The sequence below is a fragment of the Trinickia dinghuensis genome (assembly GCF_003367175.1).
GTDB lineage: Bacteria > Pseudomonadota > Gammaproteobacteria > Burkholderiales > Burkholderiaceae > Trinickia > Trinickia dinghuensis.
Map to the genome: position 1 here is coordinate 235,927 of NZ_QRGA01000016.1, position 16,008 is coordinate 251,934.

Genomic DNA, 16,008 nt, shown 5'->3' on the forward strand with positions numbered 1-16,008 from the left:
TACGCCCGAGCATGAGGGTGCTTATTCCCCGGTAGTCATCACACGTTCCAACTCGAAACAACTGTCGAGCGCTCGAATACTCGTCTCCACCGCCGGCTCGCCGCTGCGCGAGCTAGCGGCCTGTTGCAGGCTGTACTCGAACATGACCGCGCGCGCGAGATGCGCGATGGATTCCGGCAGCACGCTGTCGGGACTGCGACGACATGAAACCACGAGCGGCAGTGACGGCACGCGATGCGCCACCTTGAGCATTTGCAGTTGCCCGCTTTGCAGTTCGCGCATCACGAACGCGGCCGGCACCACCGCGATGCCGAAGCCGTCGACCACGAGCCGGCAGATCGCCGCCGCGGACGAGAGACAGTTGATCTGCACGCCATGCTCGCCCGCTGCGGAGAACAACTCCGCGAGATAGGCGTACGGTTGCGAGTGCCGCGGGAAACTGACGATCTGAACGCGGCCAGCTCGCTTTCCGAGAGCGCTTCCGCGGACAGGTTGAGCGCCGGACTCGCGATCCAGATCATGGGAAGGCTGCCGAGCAGTGAGTTGCCGACATCGGCGCCGTTGACCGGCGTGCTCAGCAGCGCCGCATCCAAGTGGCCGTTGGCGACCTGCTGCGATAGATTCGCCGACGTGTCGCTCGTCAATTCGAGCGTCAGGTTGCGATATTCGTCGCGGATGCGTTTGAGCAACTGCGGCAGCCAAGTATGCACGACCGATTCGATTGCGCCGAGCCGAAGCATGCCGGCGATCTTCGTGCGGTCGCCGACGCTGTCGATCATCGCGCGGTTCAGCTGCACGATCTGCTCGGCGAAGTGCAGGGGCCCGCATTGGCGCGCTTTGCCGTAGGAACGCTGCACGCGAAGCGTATCGCCGTGATCGACGATTCCACCGCTTATGGTCAGGGTTTAGCGACGGAGTTTTCGAAAGCGGCGACGGCCGCCGGCAGTACGGTGATCACCCATGAGGCGACCAACGACAAGGCGACCGATTTCCGCGCGATTCTCACCAAGGTGAAGGGGCTGCGCCCGGACATCATCATGTACGGCGGCTCCGATGCGACGGCCGGGCCGCTCGTCAAGCAGGCGGCCAATCTCGGCATCCATGCTCCCGTGCTGGCCGGCGACGGCGCCTGTACCGACAAAATGTCGTCGCTCGCGGGCGATGCGATCGTCGATCTCGTCTGCTCGGAAGCCAGCCTGCCGCTCGCACGCATGCCGCGAGGAGCCGATTTCGAAAAGCGCTACGTGGAGCGATTCAAAGTGCCCATCAACGCTTACGCACCTTTTGCCTATGACGCGGTGTATGTGATCGTCGATGCGATGAAACGTGCCCAGTCCGTCGATCGCGCGAAGATTCTGGCCGCGATGCCCGCGACGAAATACGACGGCGTCACCGGCGACATTGCATTCGATCCGCACGGCGATCTCGACAGCGCGGCGATCACGATCTACCAGTTCAAGGGCGGCAAGAAGGTGGTGGCGGACGTGATTCGCAATCGTTGAGCTCCTGTCGGCATATTATCTTGCGGCGCATTACAGGCGTGAAAAAGCATCCCGATACGGTGCGGTTTCGCGTTACAAACGTAACCGTGTAACGCGCGGAGACAAAGCGGTAGCACGACAGCGGGTACTGGCGTCTAGTCTTGACTTCGTTGCCCAAACGAAGGAGGAATCCCGATGCTCAGTCCTCACGAAATCTCGGCGTTGCTGCTGCTGAAAGATAAGCCGATTCCCGCGCGGCGCATCGACGAAAACGTCGCGGCACTGGAGCGGTATCGGCTCGTCACCGTCGACACGCATGACAACGTCTCCGTGCTGCATCTCACGCAGCGCGGACATGCCGTGCTGACTCGGCTGCTTGGTGGACCTGATTAGCTAGGTCGTATATCGAGCGGGGGAAGCGAGCGCCCGCTTGTTCGCAATTCACCGCACACTGCTCTCCCCATAGGGAAACCGGCAATAATCGCCCGCGCCCGCGCGATGGACAATCCATCCGACGCGGACGATCTCATTCGGATGTGTACGCGTTCCCATATCGAAGCCACGCCATAAGGAGGAGCCGTTATGCATCGCGTTTCTCGTTCCGTCGCCGCCCCGGTGATTTGCGCTGCCGGGCTGTTCGTTTCGTTGGTGTCCGGTCCGGCCGAAGCACAAGCGCAAGCGCCAGAATTGGAGCCGCAAATCATCGATCTGGGTGCGATGACCGACGCGCAGATCGGACCGCTCGTGCCGCACATCGGCACGCTACGTTCCAAGACGTTGGTGGCGACGCCCGACGGGACAGTGGCGGTTCAGTCCGGCGACGTACCCAAGCACACGCACCAGCATTCGGTGGAGATCCAATATGTCATCTCCGGCAGCGGCACCTTCTGGCTGGGCGACAAGCAGCGCCACGTTCACCCAGGCGATTTGATCATCATCCCGGAGAACACGGTCCACGGCGGCTCGATGCTGATTCACGGGCGTTTGAAGGTGCTGTCGATCAAGCTGCCGCCGCAGCAGCCAGGGGATATGCAGATGGCGCCGTGACTTCGGTATGACGGGGCGGGGGCCATCCCGAGGGAGTGCGCTGGATAATCCAGGCATTCCCACAACCTCGAAAATCGCCGGTAGCGGTCTGGCAATTCCGCACCGCGTCCATCACGGGGACTCAAATATGAAGCGCTTTTGCGGTGCAGCAACTGCTTTGTTCATCGCCGCGCATGCTTATGCGACTCCACTCGATCATGGCGATCTCGTTAGTTTTGCGTCGCGGCCGGGCGTGACACAAAGCCTTTTCGTCGAGTCGCCCACGCCGAGTCCGCCGCTGGTCGTCATCCTATACAGCGGCGGCGACGGCACCCTTCAGCTCAATGAATCGGGTGCGACCGAGTTGCGAGGCAACTTTCTTGTTCGCACAGCGAGCTATTGGGTTGCGCATGGCTATGCGGCTGTGCTGGCCGATGCGCCGTCCGACTGTCAACGCTCTGGCATGAACGATTATTACCGGCGCAGCAAGGATGCTTTGGCCGACCAACAGTTCATCGTCGAGCAGGTTCGAAAGCGCTTCCCGACTTCGAAGATCGCGTTGATCGGGACGAGTCGCGGGACCGTTACGGTGGGCAACGTGCTCGAGCATGCCCCTGATTTGGCCGACCTATACGTGCTGACGTCGCCTGAGTCGGTTGCCACGCGTCATCCGGGAATCGCGGACTTGGACGTGCCGAAGGGCTACGAGACTCGCGCGCTAATCGTCTCCAATGAGCATGACGCCTGTCCTGTCTCGACTTTCTATGGTGGCAAGAGTCTCGCGTCGCGCAACAAAGTCGCGTTCGTGGCGGAGGACTCGAACGAAGGCGGCGGGGACATGCGTGCCAACTGTGGCGGTCACTCGCCGCATGGCTTTCTCGGTGTCGAGCATAAGACGCTGGATGACATCAACGATTGGATCACGCAGAACCTCGAAGCCGCCGCTACCGCAAAGTAGTCCCAGCGGACTGCGACGCAGCTATGCTGAGACGGCATGTGCTCAGGCTCGCGATTGCTCGATCTACGCTTGCAGTCGGATGACGCGCTTGATACCTTGCCGAGCGCAAGCGTTGAACCAGCACAATCGGGGCTTTCGTGTGGACACATAGGAATGTCTGCTGACCATTCTCGATCTGCATGCGGACGCAGATCAGTATGTTTATGCTGGCTCCGCCGCCGCCTCAGTGGACTTACGTCCTGGGAGAGCAAACAGCCCAATCATGAACGCTACGGTGCCGACCGAAAGCAGCAACCCGACCAGCGTAGAAAGGAAGGTCTGTCGAACGACAAGATCTTCGCAAATCACATTGCCGGCAGCACATCTGAGGGGGCTAGGCGCGGCGGTCAGGACAAGGACAAGCGGCATGCACACAATCAGTACGGCGGAAATGCGTGCCCAGAATTCGGCACGATCGCGCGTTCCGCACACATCGGTGAGCAGCCGCGTCGTCACGGCGCTCAAATAGTAAGTGATGGCCACTCCAGCAGACACCGGACCGGCAAGCTGGAACACGAGCAGCAGAATAGTCTTCATCAATTTCTCCATTACTGTTGTTTCTGTATAAACAGAAATAATTGCATCAAAAAATGCGGACTTCAGGTCCGCGGCTTCGTGCTTCAGGTCGATTTCCGCCTGACCGCCCGGCTGATCTTCGCGCCTACACCCAAAGTCTTCATCAAGGTTTCAGGCTTCAGTCGCAACATCTCGTCAGACCAAGCGGTCAGTGTTTCCAGGAATTTCAGCGTATCGCGGAGCCGCTGCTCCACCTCTTTGCTTTCCTTGGTCATCCCGGGATCCATGAGACTGTCTCGCAGCATCGTCAGCGTTGGATCGATTTCCCGCTGACGCCGTCCTTCGACAATGAGCTTGAACAGTTCCCATATGTCCGTCGACGTTTCGAAGTGGTCCCGCCTGTCGCCCATTACGTGAACGACTTTGGCAAGACGCCACGCCTGTAACTCCTTCAAGCTCGTGCTGACATTGGAGCGCGCGACCCCAAGCGTTTCGGCGATTTCGTCGGCAGCAACCGGACGCCCGAGCAGATAGAGCAACGCGTGAATTTGGGCCACGGTGCGGTTGACGCCCCACCGTGAGCCCATTTCGCCCCAATGGAGGATGAATCGTTCAGCGAGAGGTGTGAGTTCCATGGAGGCGAATTTAGAGGCTTCAGTTATTTCTGTCAAGACAGAAATAACTGAAGGGAAAACATCTGTCTCGAAGAGCATTTCTGTAATGACGTTTTTTGAGGGATATACGGCCTTTGCGTCATCCGCTTCACGTTCCATACTTCGCGTGCCGGATCGAGCTGGGAGAGGGCGCAAATGCGAGCCCACATGCCGTCCCGGCTCATCCACATCTTGATCTCACGTTCGCCACGCGTTTCATCGCGGTGGCTTTCCAATTCGGTCCAGCCTGGTTGCGCTCGGAGGCGGGGCCTAAGTGCAAGGAGAAATAATCTTGACCGATAGTCGCGATGACAATGCGTCCGGAAAACCACTCACCGGCGCAGGCCGTTCGCGCCGCGATGTTCTCAGGTTTGGAAGCATCGCCGCGCTCGGCGCCGTCCTGGGTGGCGGAGCGCTGCTTGGCCACGCCACGCCTGCTCTTGCGCAGGCCGGCAACGAGGGGGAACTTGCCCCGAACGACCCTCTCAACATTTTGATCGTCAATTACGACGGAGGGACGCTTCTCGACTTCGCCGGCCCTAGCGAGATTTTCCACAGGCTACCGAATACGAACGTTCGTTACGCGAGCCTCCATGGAGGCAGCGTAAACCTCGAATTCGGCGTCGTGTACGGCAACACTGAACGGCTGGCCGATATCGAGAAAACCGACATGATCTTGGTCCCTGGCGGGTCGGATCTGACGGCGCCGATGCGGCCGGCGTATCAAGCGCAGATCCGTCGTCTGGCGGAAAGCGCCAAATACGTTACGTCGGTTTGCAACGGATCGCTCGTGCTCGCCGCAACGGGCGTTCTCAAGGGTAAGCGAAGCGCCTGCCATTGGGCCTTCATCAACAAGCTGTCCGAATATGGCGCTATTCCCGTTCCCGATCGCTTCGTGGAAGACGACAACGGCCGGTTCATGAGCGGCGGCGGCGTAACGGCGGGCATCGACTTCGCACTTCGCGTTGCAGCGAAACTGCGCGGCAGACAGGCCGCCGAATTCACGCAGCTCGTGATCGAATACGATCCCGCACCGCCGTTCCACTCCGGTCATCCTAGAGATGCTTCTCCGGAAATCGTCGCGATGGTCGACAAAGAACTGCCCGGTGCATCCAAGGGGCTCGCACGAATCCCGGGCGTTCGCTGAAACGCTCGCAGGCAATATGCGCAAGGCCATCCTCTGGCTTCGACGAAGGCCGCAACCGGCATTGCCTGCTCCACCTGCCCATTGGGCGCAGCTCTTTCAATTTAAGCCAGGATCGGAAATTACTCGATGCGACAGATTCGTTTTTCTACCGCGGCGCTTGCAGCCTGCGTCTCCTTTTTCGCGCTCGCGGCACCCGCCACTGCCATTGCCGGTGGTTCGCAACGTCCGCCCGAAGCAGCCATCAAAGCCGAGAACGCGCGATGGGCGGATGCCTTTGCGCGAGGGGACTATGAGGCGATAGGCCGCCTCTATACCGACGACGGCACGCTCTTGCCCCCTGGCGGCGACAAAGTAACGGGGAGCCGCGCGATCGTCGCTTACTTCGCCAAGGGGCACGCCGGATCAAAGCCTGACACCGTATCGTTCAGCAATGACGAGTTTTACGGCAATGATCAGGTCGTGACCGAGGTGTCGGATGCGGAGATTCACGACCCCGCCGGAAAGCTCAAATTCCGCGGCAAGCAGATCCTCATCTTTCTGAAGCAGGGCGGCGCGTGGAAGTTGCATCGCGACATGTGGAATGCTTACGCTTCCCTAAAATCGAATGGCTGATAGCCATTGAGCGTATCGAGAAATAGCTAGTCATGTACGGAAAGCGCTGATCGGCCAGCGGTCGATCAGCGCTTTTCATTCGATCGGCTCTCGCGTCGGATCGCTTGCGGCGGGTGCCCGTGCAGTTTGATGAAGGCCCTGCGCATCCGTTCCGGATCGATGAATCCCACGGCTAGCGCAATCTGTTCGATCGGTTCGCTGCCATCCTGCAGGCGCAGCCTCGCCGCTTCGGTTCGCAAGCGCTCGACCGCTTTGGCCGGTGTTTCACCGGTTTCGCGGCGGAATGCTCGCCCGAACTGGCGCAAACTCAAGCTTGCGGCATCGGCGAGTCGTTCGACAGGTAGCGCTTCCGCCAAATGTTCCCTGGCAAAATTCAGGGCGATGCGGATCCGATCCGATTCCGGCTCCATCTGCGACATAGCGGAGAACTGGGACTGACCTCCCGGTCGACGATACGGAACAACCAAAAACCGGGAAACCTCGCGAGCGATTTCCGAACCCATATCGCTTTCGATCATGCCGAGCGCCAGGTCTATTCCGGAGGCGATGCCCGCTGACGTCCAGATGCGGCCATCCACGACGTAGATGCTATCGCCCTCGACTCTGGCACGAGGGAAGCGCGACTGCAGTTGAGCGGCGTATCGCCAGTGCGTCGTTGCTCTCAATCCGTCCAGCAATCCTGTTTCCGCAAGCAGAAACGCGCCCGTACACACGCTGGCGACCCGCGAGGCTCTGGCGCCCAATTTCCTGGCAGCGGCGATGTTCTCCGGTGTCTGCATCGGATCGATATCGCCGCCCACGAAAACGACGGTGTCGAACCTGCGCTTTCCGATGGGCTTTGTCTCGATCGAAAGGCCGCTATTGCCGAGAACGGGGCCTCCGGAGTGCGAGATGACGTGAAGATCATAGGGCGCATGGCCGGCGACTGTGGTTACCTGCCTAAAAGCCGAAAGCGGCCCACCAAGATCGAGCGCATCGTGGCCACGGCAAACGAAGAATCCAATTCGATGCATGACGAAGTAGCTGGCTGAGAATCCCGGAAAGGCGCATTTTAAGGGAAACCAGTGAATCGTGCCGTTCGGCCTGAAATGAGAGACTAGGTAAGTAGTGCCCGGGGGATACGCGTCCCGCGATCGAGGTGCAAGCTGTCATCGCAGAAACTACTGCTCGTCTATAGCGCGTTGCCCTCGGCCCTAGCTGCGTTGTTGATGAAATTGGCGCACGAACTCGTCCAGCGCTAGGCGGGCCGCTGCAATCACGCTTGTCCAATCGCCGCGGGTGGGTTGACGGAACAAACGTGCGCTTGGATACCATGGGCTATCCGTACGGTTGAGCAGCCATCGCCAATCGGGCGAATAGGGCAACAGGACCCATACGGGCTTGCCGAGGGCCCCGGCCAAGTGTGCGACGGCCGTGTCGATGCAGATCACCAGATCGAGTTCCGCCATCAGCCCCGCTGTGTCCGCGAATGTATCCAGCGCATCCGATACGTCGTGCAGCGCCGTCAAGCTCCCCAACGTTTCGCGATCATGCTCGCGCACGTCCTTCACCAGCGATACGAACTGTGCGTCGACTTCAAAAAGCGAAGCCCACTCCGCCAGCATCACCGACCGAAAGCGGCGATCGTTCGCATGGGTTCGACTGCCGGACCAGGCCACGCCAATACGAGGGCGTACACCGGCATCTCCAAGCCGAGCTTGCCATTGCACGCGGAGTGCCGGGTCGGCAAATAGATATGAGTCGGCCGGGATGGGGCGAGCATGAGCTTTGAGTGCATGGGGCAAGCTCATGAGCGGGCAGTGATAATCGAATGCGGGGACGCTGTGGTGCGTACCGATCACGACGTCGGCGCCCGGAAAACCCTGGATCAGCGGGAGCAGAGGATCTTGCACACGCAAGACGACGCGTGCTCCCTTGTCCGCCAACCAGGCCACATAGCGGACGAATTGCAGCGTATCGCCGAAGCCTTGCTCGCTGTGCACGAGTAGGGTCTTGCCCTCGATCGGTTTGTCGCCGAGCCATAGGTTGTCGCCGAAGTCGTGCCGCATGCCGCCGTCGCGCCAACGCCACTCGTATTCGCGCCATCCGTGCTCGTAGTGGCCAAGAAGGAGGTTCGTGTGCGAGCGGTTAGTGCGCGCGCCGGCGTGGTTCGGATCGATCTCGATGGCTTTCTTGAATACGCGCAGGGCCTCGTCGAATCGATGCTGATCACGTAGCGCGACGCCCAGATTGACGTACACGATTGCGCTGTTCGGTTTGAGTTCGATCGCCCGGCGATAGGCGGCAATTTCTTCGTCGAAGCGCCCCAGAAACCCGAGCGATCGGCCGATGTTGTAGTGAATCTGCCAGGTGCGGGGACTCAGTTCGCCGGCGCGCGCGAGCACCTGCAGTGCGCGTTCGTGTTCGCCGAGTTCGGAGAACGACATTCCCGCGGCGTTGAGAATCGCAAGATCGTTTGGGGCGAGTTGCAGGCACTGCAAGAGTAGCTCGTTGGCCCGCTTATGGCGTCCCGCCGCTTGGTTTGCTCCCGCCGCGTTGTGCAGACGCTCGAGTTCGCTCGGCAAATGCGCGATGGCAAGGTCGAAGTAGTCCGCTGCCAGTTCTACTTCGTTCCTACTGGCGGCGATATAGGCGAGCCCTTCGATGGCATCCCCGTTCGTGGGGTATTTGTCGACGACGTCCCGCAGTATTCGCGCGGCTTCTTCGAGCCGTCCAGCCTGGAAGTGTCGTTGTGCCTCGTCGAGTAGCGTGTCGACCGATGGATTCATGTCTATTTCGAAAAAAACGAAGACGCCGTGCGACGGCGTCACTACGGCATGCGGCACGCACCCTTGCACCGCTCACGAGAGGAGGACAAAGCTCGGGTGGCGAAAAGCGGCCAGTATACCGTCAGAAATACCGTGGCTCTCGGGCCCTCCTGTGTGGTGGGGTCCTCAGAATCGTGTTGGTCGGATCGGTTGTGGACTAGCGGCGCAGCCGATCATAACCATCCCAATATCGGAGTCGTTCGGACGGTCGTTGCCGATTTCTACCCGATGCGTCGATTGGTGCGGGTTGCGCGGCAGTTGTGAGATAACTAGAGTCACACACGAAGCTTGCCGTATCGGCAGTGAGGCCGTTCGGCGATCCGCGACCGCAGGAGAGAAACGTTTGAAACCGTCCGAATTTCACATTGGTCTTGAATTCATTTGCGGGCCATTTTGGTGGCGCTGCACGGACGTGGGCACCCGCACGGTTGCCGCGATCCGACTCGTAGAAGAAGACCCGGTTTGGTACCAGGGCCCTCCCTACATGGTGAAGGAAGTCGTGCTTGACGCAACTGAGTTGGAAGACGCGCATCTGACCGAAAGGGCCCACATCCTCGCGTCGCTCGAGGCACACCGTTCCTCGGGCCATCCGGGGTTCCCGCACGAGGCCGTGAGCCGCATGATGGACGAACGAGTAAGCGTGGAACGCTACCCGAGAAAACGCCTGTTCGATTTTGACCGAGTGCGCGAAGATGGCGAGATCCTGCATCCGTATGCCGGACGCAAGGATGGCGGCGCGTGGGTCATCCGGCTTTATCTGCCTTTTACAAAGCAATGGGTTGAGCTTGGTGAGGCCGAGTTCATCGCGCTTCCGCTGTGCACGCCCGACGCAGTCCGAAGGCGTGCGGATTCTTGCTAGACGTCGCGGAACAGTGACGCGAGCCGATGCGTCGACGTGGTCCGCGCGGTCCATAAATTGAATGACGCTTTTTAAGGGAGACCACGGCCGGCGGTTCGCAACGTCCGCCCGAAGCAGCCATCAAAGCCGAGAACGCGCGATGGGCGGATGCCTTTGCGCGAGGGGACTATGAGGCGATAGGCCGCCGTTATACCGACGATGGCACGCTCTTGCCTCCCGGAGGCGACAAGGTAACGGGGCGCGGCCGCAGCCGCGCAGCTCCGACTCGCAAGCGCTCGACCGCCTTCGCATGTGTTTCCCCGGTTTCGCGACGAAATGCTCGTCCGAACTGCCGCAAACTCAATCTCGTGGCATCCGCGAGTCGTTCGACCGGCAGCGCTTCAGCCATATTTCAGCCATATGTTTCTTGGCAAAATTCAGGGCGATTCGGATACGATCCGATTCCGGCTCCATCTGCGACATAGCCGAAAGCTGGGACTGACCTCCTGGTCGACGATACGGAACGACCAACAGCCTGGAAACCCCGCGGGCAATCTCCGAACCCATATCTCTTTCAATCATGCCGAGCACCAGATCTATTCCGGGGAGATGTCCGCTGACGTCCAAATGTGGCCATCGACGATGTAGATGCTATCGCCCTCGACTCGGATGCGAGGGAGGCGCGATTGCGCCGAGCGACCTATAATTTCGACCGGAGGGTTCATTGCTGCGCAGTTAAATGAGAGAATTCAGCGTCTTCCTAAGGAATACTCTGCTCTCTCTCTGGAGATTGTGATGTGACGCCGTTGGTATCGGTTGCATGCGCCATTTTTAATCGGAGAACATCGACATGTATGCGAGTAGGATGCCTGCGAATGACCGATTGCCGTCTCAGGAAAACGATTCGTCGTCCAAGCTGAGCAACGACACCTTGGCGTCCGAATCAATGAATAATCGGACTGAAATTGTTTCGCAGAGACGGCTTTCAGAGCAAATCAATACTAGTCAACGCGTAAAGCGGATGATGGCTATACAGAAAATGGCCGATAGCAGCGCAAAAGTCGGGCAATTTTCGCTTGTGACGCAACGCATGATGCGTCGGGAGAACACAAGTCCTGCTACGCCGATAGTGGCAGACACGGCCGGTACCGGCGCTGCTCCAGCTGCTGCAGCCGTTCCAGCCGCTGCGGATGCGACGGCGCAAATCGATACATTCGAAAAGTACAAGGAAGCCCTGCGAGGTGCGAACGGCGGTCAAGCTCGGGTGCTGTGGGCCCGCTATCCGCACTTTCACCAGCAGGAACAGGACAATCAAGCCAGGGAGGAGGAGCGAGCCGACCGAGCGCGGCGAGCATTAGCGTCTCGGCAAAGGGATGATCTTCAAGACCGAGTACACCGGGCTTATGGGGGTGACAGTGGATTTGTCGATGAAACTCGGCGTCACGATAATCTGTACAACGAATGGATTGTTCTCGATATCGGTGGCGATATGAGAATCCATGTCGGATTTAATGATCAGCTCGGGATTCAGTTTGCATCTGCCGGTGAGCATAACCAGGGGCGATACCATATCGTAAATCGCCGTCTGATTGACATAATTCGTAACAAGGTGCGTGAAAAAATTCGCGGCAAACAGCGGGTTCCCGATCCCGGCCGCGGGGCAAGCGGAGGGCGTCGGTCGAGAAGCCGATCAAGCGACAGGCGGCACTCGAGAAGCAGGTCACCGATCAGAGTCCATGGATCGGATCCCCGCTACGACGCTGCCTCGTCTGAGCAACGCGATCCCGGTCGGCGAAAGCGCTCCAGAAGCAGGTCGAGAAGCCGATCAAGGGACAGCCGGCGCTTGAGAAGCAGGTCGCCGGTCAGAGCCCATGCATCGGATCCCCGCTACGGTGCTCCCTCATCTGCGCAACACCATGGCGGTAGGCAAGGGCGCTCCAGAAGCAGGTCAAGGGACAGGAGGCGCTCAAGAGGCAGGTCGCCGGGCAGGGTTCGTGGATCAGATCACCACTATGCTGATCGGCGGGGGCGCTCCAGAAACCGATCACCCCAGGGCAGTTCAAGGCGAAGAGACGACCGGGACCCGGCGAAGCGCGTGCGTAGATCAAGCAGCCGGTAGCCGGACCGCCAAGACATCAATTTCGCCACGCGATCGGCAAGCCGGCGACGAGACCGAAAGCCTGATCGCCAGCGAAATGCCTCTGCGCCAGAAGGTTCGTGCGCAGACATTCCATTAGGCGCTGGCGCCGGCATACTTATCGGGGAAATCGCCGAAATACCGCCGCCAAACTGTAGATTTAGCTGGTTGTGGCGAGGCGGCGGTGGACAGTCGTTTCGAAAGAAATCGAATTACTTCAATGATTTATAGCCATTCTGGGACACACTGAGCTTCCGCTCCACATACCGCGCAATTATGTTGAATTTGATCGGAAAGGCTTGTGGCGCAAAGCGGCGGTGCCAGTAACGCGTTTGTATACCGTCGCAGATACCGTCAATAAGCGGTGGCCGTGCCGAGACGTCAATAGACGATGCGCAATGAATCGGAACCGCTATGGTGTCGTTACGGCGGAAAACGAATCTGGGAGAATTGCCTCCCTGCCAGGATCGCGCGCCGCTCGACTTCAGAAGCCGAGTCAATCAATCCCTGTTCCTCGAGAAACACGAGGAAGGCGCGGGTAGAAACCTTGCGACAGATATCCGGCAGCAGAAAACTGGCGCGGGCGATCTTGTGATCCTCGAATAGGAAGACACCGGTTTGATCGGCGGCAAGGCCGAACTCGCTCATCGCTTCTTGTATCGCCAGTTCCCCGAGATTAGCCTTTCGGACGGGCGAAGCAGTGCCCGCTTTCTTATATCGACGATAGATAGTCGTTTCGAGAACCGGGATGCTATTAGCGCGTGTCCATGCTGCAATGCGAGCGCTGGTCGGTGTTTCATTGCGCGTGACCTCATGCAGCACCATGTCGACAAGTGCAACGGTCCATCCCGGTTTCAGCAGCAGGTCGAGCGCATCGGCGTAGGCAAGCGTGATCAAAGGCCCGGCGTCAGGAAGCAGGGTAACGGCTTTGTTACTCGCCATGTACTAACTGCGCAGCGCGTTGAGGTCATCTACCATGCGACGTGTGCTCGACTCCGGCAAGCGCGGCATGGGTAAGTGGGCCTGCGCCATTAGTAGGAACAGATCCTCGTCGCTGTCGATGCCCAACGTTTTCATCGCTAGGCGATCATCAATGCGGCCAAGCGAAAAGTCGAGGAGGGTGCGAAAGTTCTGATTGCCACCAGCCTCCGCAGCTTCGAATGTTTCGACGAGATAGCGCAGTTCGGCGTTGAACAGTGCGTTGATTGATGTGTCCGACTTTGCCGCGAGAATTTTGGCGCGCTTGAGCAGGTCGCGATCGACTGAGCCTGTGAAATTCACGGTTTCGGCCATGATCGGAATCCTCCAAAGATTATACCGATGAGTGTAGCACACAGTTACGTGTTACACATATTTCGGTGTCGATGCTGCCCGTACGCAGACATCGTCCGGCAGGCTCAAGTCGGTAGCCCGGCGCGGAACGGATGGAGTCTTCGGCGTAATGTAGGGCGCGGCGTTCGGCTTGTTCGATCATAGCCGTCCCAAAAATGGCGTTGCTCGAAGATTGATGGATCGATTCCGATCCAGCGCGCGGGCCGGAAAGCTGCGGCGCACGCGATTGGTTGTCCAAGTTCATCGCTGGACTGAGGCGCCCGCGCCACGTACACCGACATAGATCGAATACACAGACGTGCTCGCCGCGATGAAAAGACGGTTGCGCAATGGGCCGCCGAAGACGAGGTTCGCCACGGTTTCCGGTACGAGTATTTTACCGAGCAACGTACCGTCGGGCGCATAGCAATGAATGCCGTCGCCGGCGCTGGCCCAGACGTTTCCGTGCTCGTCCACCCGCATGCCGTCGGGCACACCCGGGGTGACTTCAGCGAAAACGCGCCCGTTGCGCAACTGGCCGTGTGCGTCCACGTCGAACACCCTAATATGGTGCGGGCCGTTTTCGATATGCGATGCGCCGGAGTCGGCCACGTACAAGCGCCGTTCGTCCGGCGAGAATGCCAGCCCGTTCGGTTTCGCGAAGTCGTCCGCCACGCGCTCCACCTCACCGGTTTCCGGCGAAACACGATACAGATGGCACGCACCGATCTCGCTCGGCGCGCGATAGCCTTCGTAGTCGCTTAGGATGCCGTAGTCAGGATCTGTGAACCAGACGGATCCGTCCGAGTGCACGACCACGTCGTTCGGCGAATTGAACCTACGGCCGTCGTGGCGATCCGCGATGACGATGATGCGGCCATCATGCTCGGTGCGCGTGACGCGGCGCGTGCCGTGTTCGCAAGTGACGAGCCGGCATTCCCGGTCCAGCGTGTTGCCGTTGCTGAAGTTCGAGTGGGTGCGAAACACCCCCGTGCCGATGCCGGGCACCCAGCGCATCATGCGGTTATGGGGGATGTCGCTCCAGACGAGGAATTCAGCCGCCGGAAACCACACGGGGCCTTCGGCCCACATACAGCCGCCCGCGAGCTTTTCGAACTGCGCGTTCGGCTGAAGCAGCGCGCGAAAGCGTGCGTCGTGGATCTCGTATTCGGTGGGGTTCATTTTCTTTTCCTGGAGTGGTCTGATCGTTTGTTTCAGCCCGATGTGTCTGGCACGCTCGGAGTGCGCCTTATGTCCGCATCTAGACCATCGACCGACACTGCTCGGTCGGATATTATTTCCGACACGGATAAATTCGAACCGAACTGCCTTATTCGGATCGCCCATTCTGGGCTTAAATATGGGGACCAGCAATGTCAATAACTCGCCGCCAGCGGCAACAATTGCAAGATAATGCCGCTCACGGCTTTCTTGCCGACGTCGTGGGGTCGCCCGATCGGTTCACCATGCGCCAACTTTCGACGGAGGCGCCGCGGGAGGGCACGGTTCGCCAAACTGTCGGCTCGGGCACGCGAGCCCTTTGGAACTCTGGTGGTCTCGATATACCCGATGCAAATCGGGGCGCCGCCGCGCAAAGAATCATGGACCATCTGCGAGAGGCGGCGGGCGTGGCTAATGGCACGACCTACGCGGCTGCATTGTTCGACGAAAATGATAGGCCAACGCACATGGTTGTCATGCCAAACCGCGTTTTCGGCGACCATACGCGACCTCCTACAGAGTCGCACGACGCTCGAGCTGGAACAGGTGACCACCGCGGACACGCCGTGTCGCAAGCCCAGACAATGTTTGCGCCGGGGGTGCACCGGGCCTTGATGACTTCGCAGTCGCCGGAAATGAACACTGCCGTGCAGTTGTCGTGGGAACGTGAAGTCAACGGTTTGATCGCGCAGGATCGACAAGTGATTTGGGAGGTCCACAATGAATACAGCGGTCTGACCGGCGTCGGGATGCTACCGCGCGCCTCACATCAATGGTTCGTTATTAGCTCGGTCAATGCAAGGGGTGAGGACCTGCGCGTGCATGTCAACGCCTCGGTATCACAGCGATGAAAACTAGTTCGAGTTGAGTTTGGCCCGATGCGATCGCAAATGTTGTCGCGATCCTCAATCGATTCCAGCGTCCAAAACTATTCCATTACTTCGAAGCTTCAAGTCGACGACGAGTCTTGGCTCGACAGGCTGCGAATTTGGCCTCGACGTCGGCGGCAGGTACCAGATTACCGGCATCGGCCGAGGCTCGTGATTGCTGGACCTTGGCGCGCCGCCAAGCGTCGTACTCAGTCGTCTTTTGTTGCTGTTTCACGTAGTTTCGCATGAGGTCGCGCAAGGGGTGAGCGCCGGTGCGGTCGTGGGCTTTGGCGACCGTGGAAGACTAGACAGTATGACTCCCGTGGAGCAAAGGCTGGCCTGCCGTGAGGAATCAGACGCGGGTTAGCATTGCTGCCAGAGCCGCACGGTGCG

16 protein-coding genes and 3 pseudogenes are annotated in these 16,008 nt (G+C 59.4%); 9 read left to right on the forward strand and 10 right to left on the reverse strand.

The window, feature by feature from the left end; translation table 11 throughout:
* Positions 1-21 precede the first annotated feature (21 nt).
* Complete coding sequence (locus DWV00_RS35110) at positions 22-372, reverse strand: LysR substrate-binding domain-containing protein (protein ID WP_425452835.1); 351 nt, start codon at positions 370-372, stop codon at positions 22-24.
* Positions 282-779 carry a substrate-binding domain-containing protein gene (locus DWV00_RS35115; protein WP_425452837.1) on the reverse strand — a complete coding sequence of 166 codons (498 nt, stop codon included), beginning with the start codon at positions 777-779 and terminating at the stop codon, positions 282-284. Before DWV00_RS35115 ends, DWV00_RS35110 begins: the two co-directional genes overlap by 91 nt.
* A 36-nt stretch (positions 780-815) precedes the next feature.
* On the opposite strand from DWV00_RS35115, the pseudogene DWV00_RS26075 reads away from it, so the two are divergent.
* The 4 genes and pseudogenes from DWV00_RS26075 to DWV00_RS26090 form a co-directional block, all read left to right on the forward strand.
* Positions 816-1,502, forward strand: a pseudogene (locus tag DWV00_RS26075) (branched-chain amino acid ABC transporter substrate-binding protein); the annotation flags it as partial.
* 174 nt (positions 1,503-1,676) lie between these two features.
* Positions 1,677-1,874, forward strand: coding sequence for a hypothetical protein (locus DWV00_RS26080; protein ID WP_115536497.1), 198 nt, complete (start codon positions 1,677-1,679; stop codon positions 1,872-1,874).
* Between the two features lie 189 nt (positions 1,875-2,063).
* Complete coding sequence (locus tag DWV00_RS26085) at positions 2,064-2,528, forward strand: cupin domain-containing protein (RefSeq protein ID WP_115536498.1); 465 nt, start codon at positions 2,064-2,066, stop codon at positions 2,526-2,528.
* 232 nt (positions 2,529-2,760) lie between these two features.
* A complete protein-coding gene (locus DWV00_RS26090; protein ID WP_220274737.1) occupies positions 2,761-3,465 on the forward strand; it encodes a lysophospholipase in 705 nt (234 codons plus the stop codon).
* A 201-nt stretch (positions 3,466-3,666) separates the two neighbouring features.
* Here the strand turns inward: DWV00_RS26090 and DWV00_RS26095 are convergent, their stop codons facing one another.
* Complete coding sequence (locus tag DWV00_RS26095) at positions 3,667-4,041, reverse strand: hypothetical protein (RefSeq protein ID WP_147297983.1); 375 nt, start codon at positions 4,039-4,041, stop codon at positions 3,667-3,669.
* A gap of 83 nt (positions 4,042-4,124) precedes the next feature.
* Entirely contained in the window at positions 4,125-4,655 is a 531-nt protein-coding gene (locus DWV00_RS26100; RefSeq protein WP_115536540.1) for a GbsR/MarR family transcriptional regulator, read from the reverse strand.
* A gap of 310 nt (positions 4,656-4,965) precedes the next feature.
* On the opposite strand from DWV00_RS26100, the gene DWV00_RS26105 reads away from it, so the two are divergent.
* Together DWV00_RS26105 and DWV00_RS26110 are read left to right on the forward strand one after the other, a co-directional pair.
* Positions 4,966-5,820, forward strand: a complete 855-nt coding sequence (locus DWV00_RS26105; protein WP_115536501.1) for a DJ-1/PfpI family protein — start codon at positions 4,966-4,968, stop codon at positions 5,818-5,820.
* 126 nt (positions 5,821-5,946) lie between these two features.
* Positions 5,947-6,432 (forward strand): YybH family protein, encoded by a 486-nt coding sequence (locus tag DWV00_RS26110; RefSeq protein ID WP_115536502.1) that lies wholly within the window; start codon positions 5,947-5,949, stop codon positions 6,430-6,432.
* A 65-nt stretch (positions 6,433-6,497) separates the two neighbouring features.
* Here the strand turns inward: DWV00_RS26110 and DWV00_RS26115 are convergent, their stop codons facing one another.
* Both DWV00_RS26115 and DWV00_RS26120 read right to left on the reverse strand, forming a co-directional pair.
* Positions 6,498-7,445: a GlxA family transcriptional regulator gene (locus tag DWV00_RS26115; RefSeq protein WP_115536503.1), complete on the reverse strand. Its 948-nt coding sequence runs from the start codon at positions 7,443-7,445 to the stop codon at positions 6,498-6,500.
* A 180-nt stretch (positions 7,446-7,625) separates the two neighbouring features.
* Positions 7,626-9,200: a tetratricopeptide repeat protein gene (locus DWV00_RS26120; RefSeq protein WP_115536541.1), complete on the reverse strand. Its 1,575-nt coding sequence runs from the start codon at positions 9,198-9,200 to the stop codon at positions 7,626-7,628.
* 382 nt (positions 9,201-9,582) lie between these two features.
* Between DWV00_RS26120 and DWV00_RS26125 the strand changes: the two genes are divergently transcribed.
* Together DWV00_RS26125 and DWV00_RS34710 are read left to right on the forward strand one after the other, a co-directional pair.
* Positions 9,583-10,098, forward strand: coding sequence for a hypothetical protein (locus DWV00_RS26125; protein ID WP_115536504.1), 516 nt, complete (start codon positions 9,583-9,585; stop codon positions 10,096-10,098).
* Between the two features lie 86 nt (positions 10,099-10,184).
* Positions 10,185-10,340 (forward strand): annotated as a pseudogene (locus tag DWV00_RS34710) (YybH family protein); the annotation flags it as partial.
* A gap of 2 nt (positions 10,341-10,342) precedes the next feature.
* Here DWV00_RS34710 and DWV00_RS34715 read toward each other — a convergent pair.
* From DWV00_RS34715 to DWV00_RS26155, 4 genes and pseudogenes are all read right to left on the reverse strand, one after another.
* A pseudogene (locus tag DWV00_RS34715) lies at positions 10,343-10,766 on the reverse strand (helix-turn-helix domain-containing protein); the annotation flags it as partial.
* 1,871 nt (positions 10,767-12,637) lie between these two features.
* Entirely contained in the window at positions 12,638-13,156 is a 519-nt protein-coding gene (locus DWV00_RS26145; protein ID WP_115536506.1) for a hypothetical protein, read from the reverse strand.
* Between the two features lie 3 nt (positions 13,157-13,159).
* A complete protein-coding gene (locus DWV00_RS26150; RefSeq protein ID WP_115536507.1) occupies positions 13,160-13,507 on the reverse strand; it encodes a hypothetical protein in 348 nt (115 codons plus the stop codon).
* Between the two features lie 279 nt (positions 13,508-13,786).
* Positions 13,787-14,707 carry an SMP-30/gluconolactonase/LRE family protein gene (locus tag DWV00_RS26155; RefSeq protein ID WP_115536508.1) on the reverse strand — a complete coding sequence of 307 codons (921 nt, stop codon included), beginning with the start codon at positions 14,705-14,707 and terminating at the stop codon, positions 13,787-13,789.
* 191 nt (positions 14,708-14,898) lie between these two features.
* Between DWV00_RS26155 and DWV00_RS26160 the strand changes: the two genes are divergently transcribed.
* The gene (locus tag DWV00_RS26160; protein ID WP_115536509.1) at positions 14,899-15,597 is read left to right on the forward strand and encodes a hypothetical protein; all 699 of its coding nucleotides are present in this window, start codon (positions 14,899-14,901) and stop codon (positions 15,595-15,597) included.
* Positions 15,598-16,008: the final 411 nt, after the last annotated feature.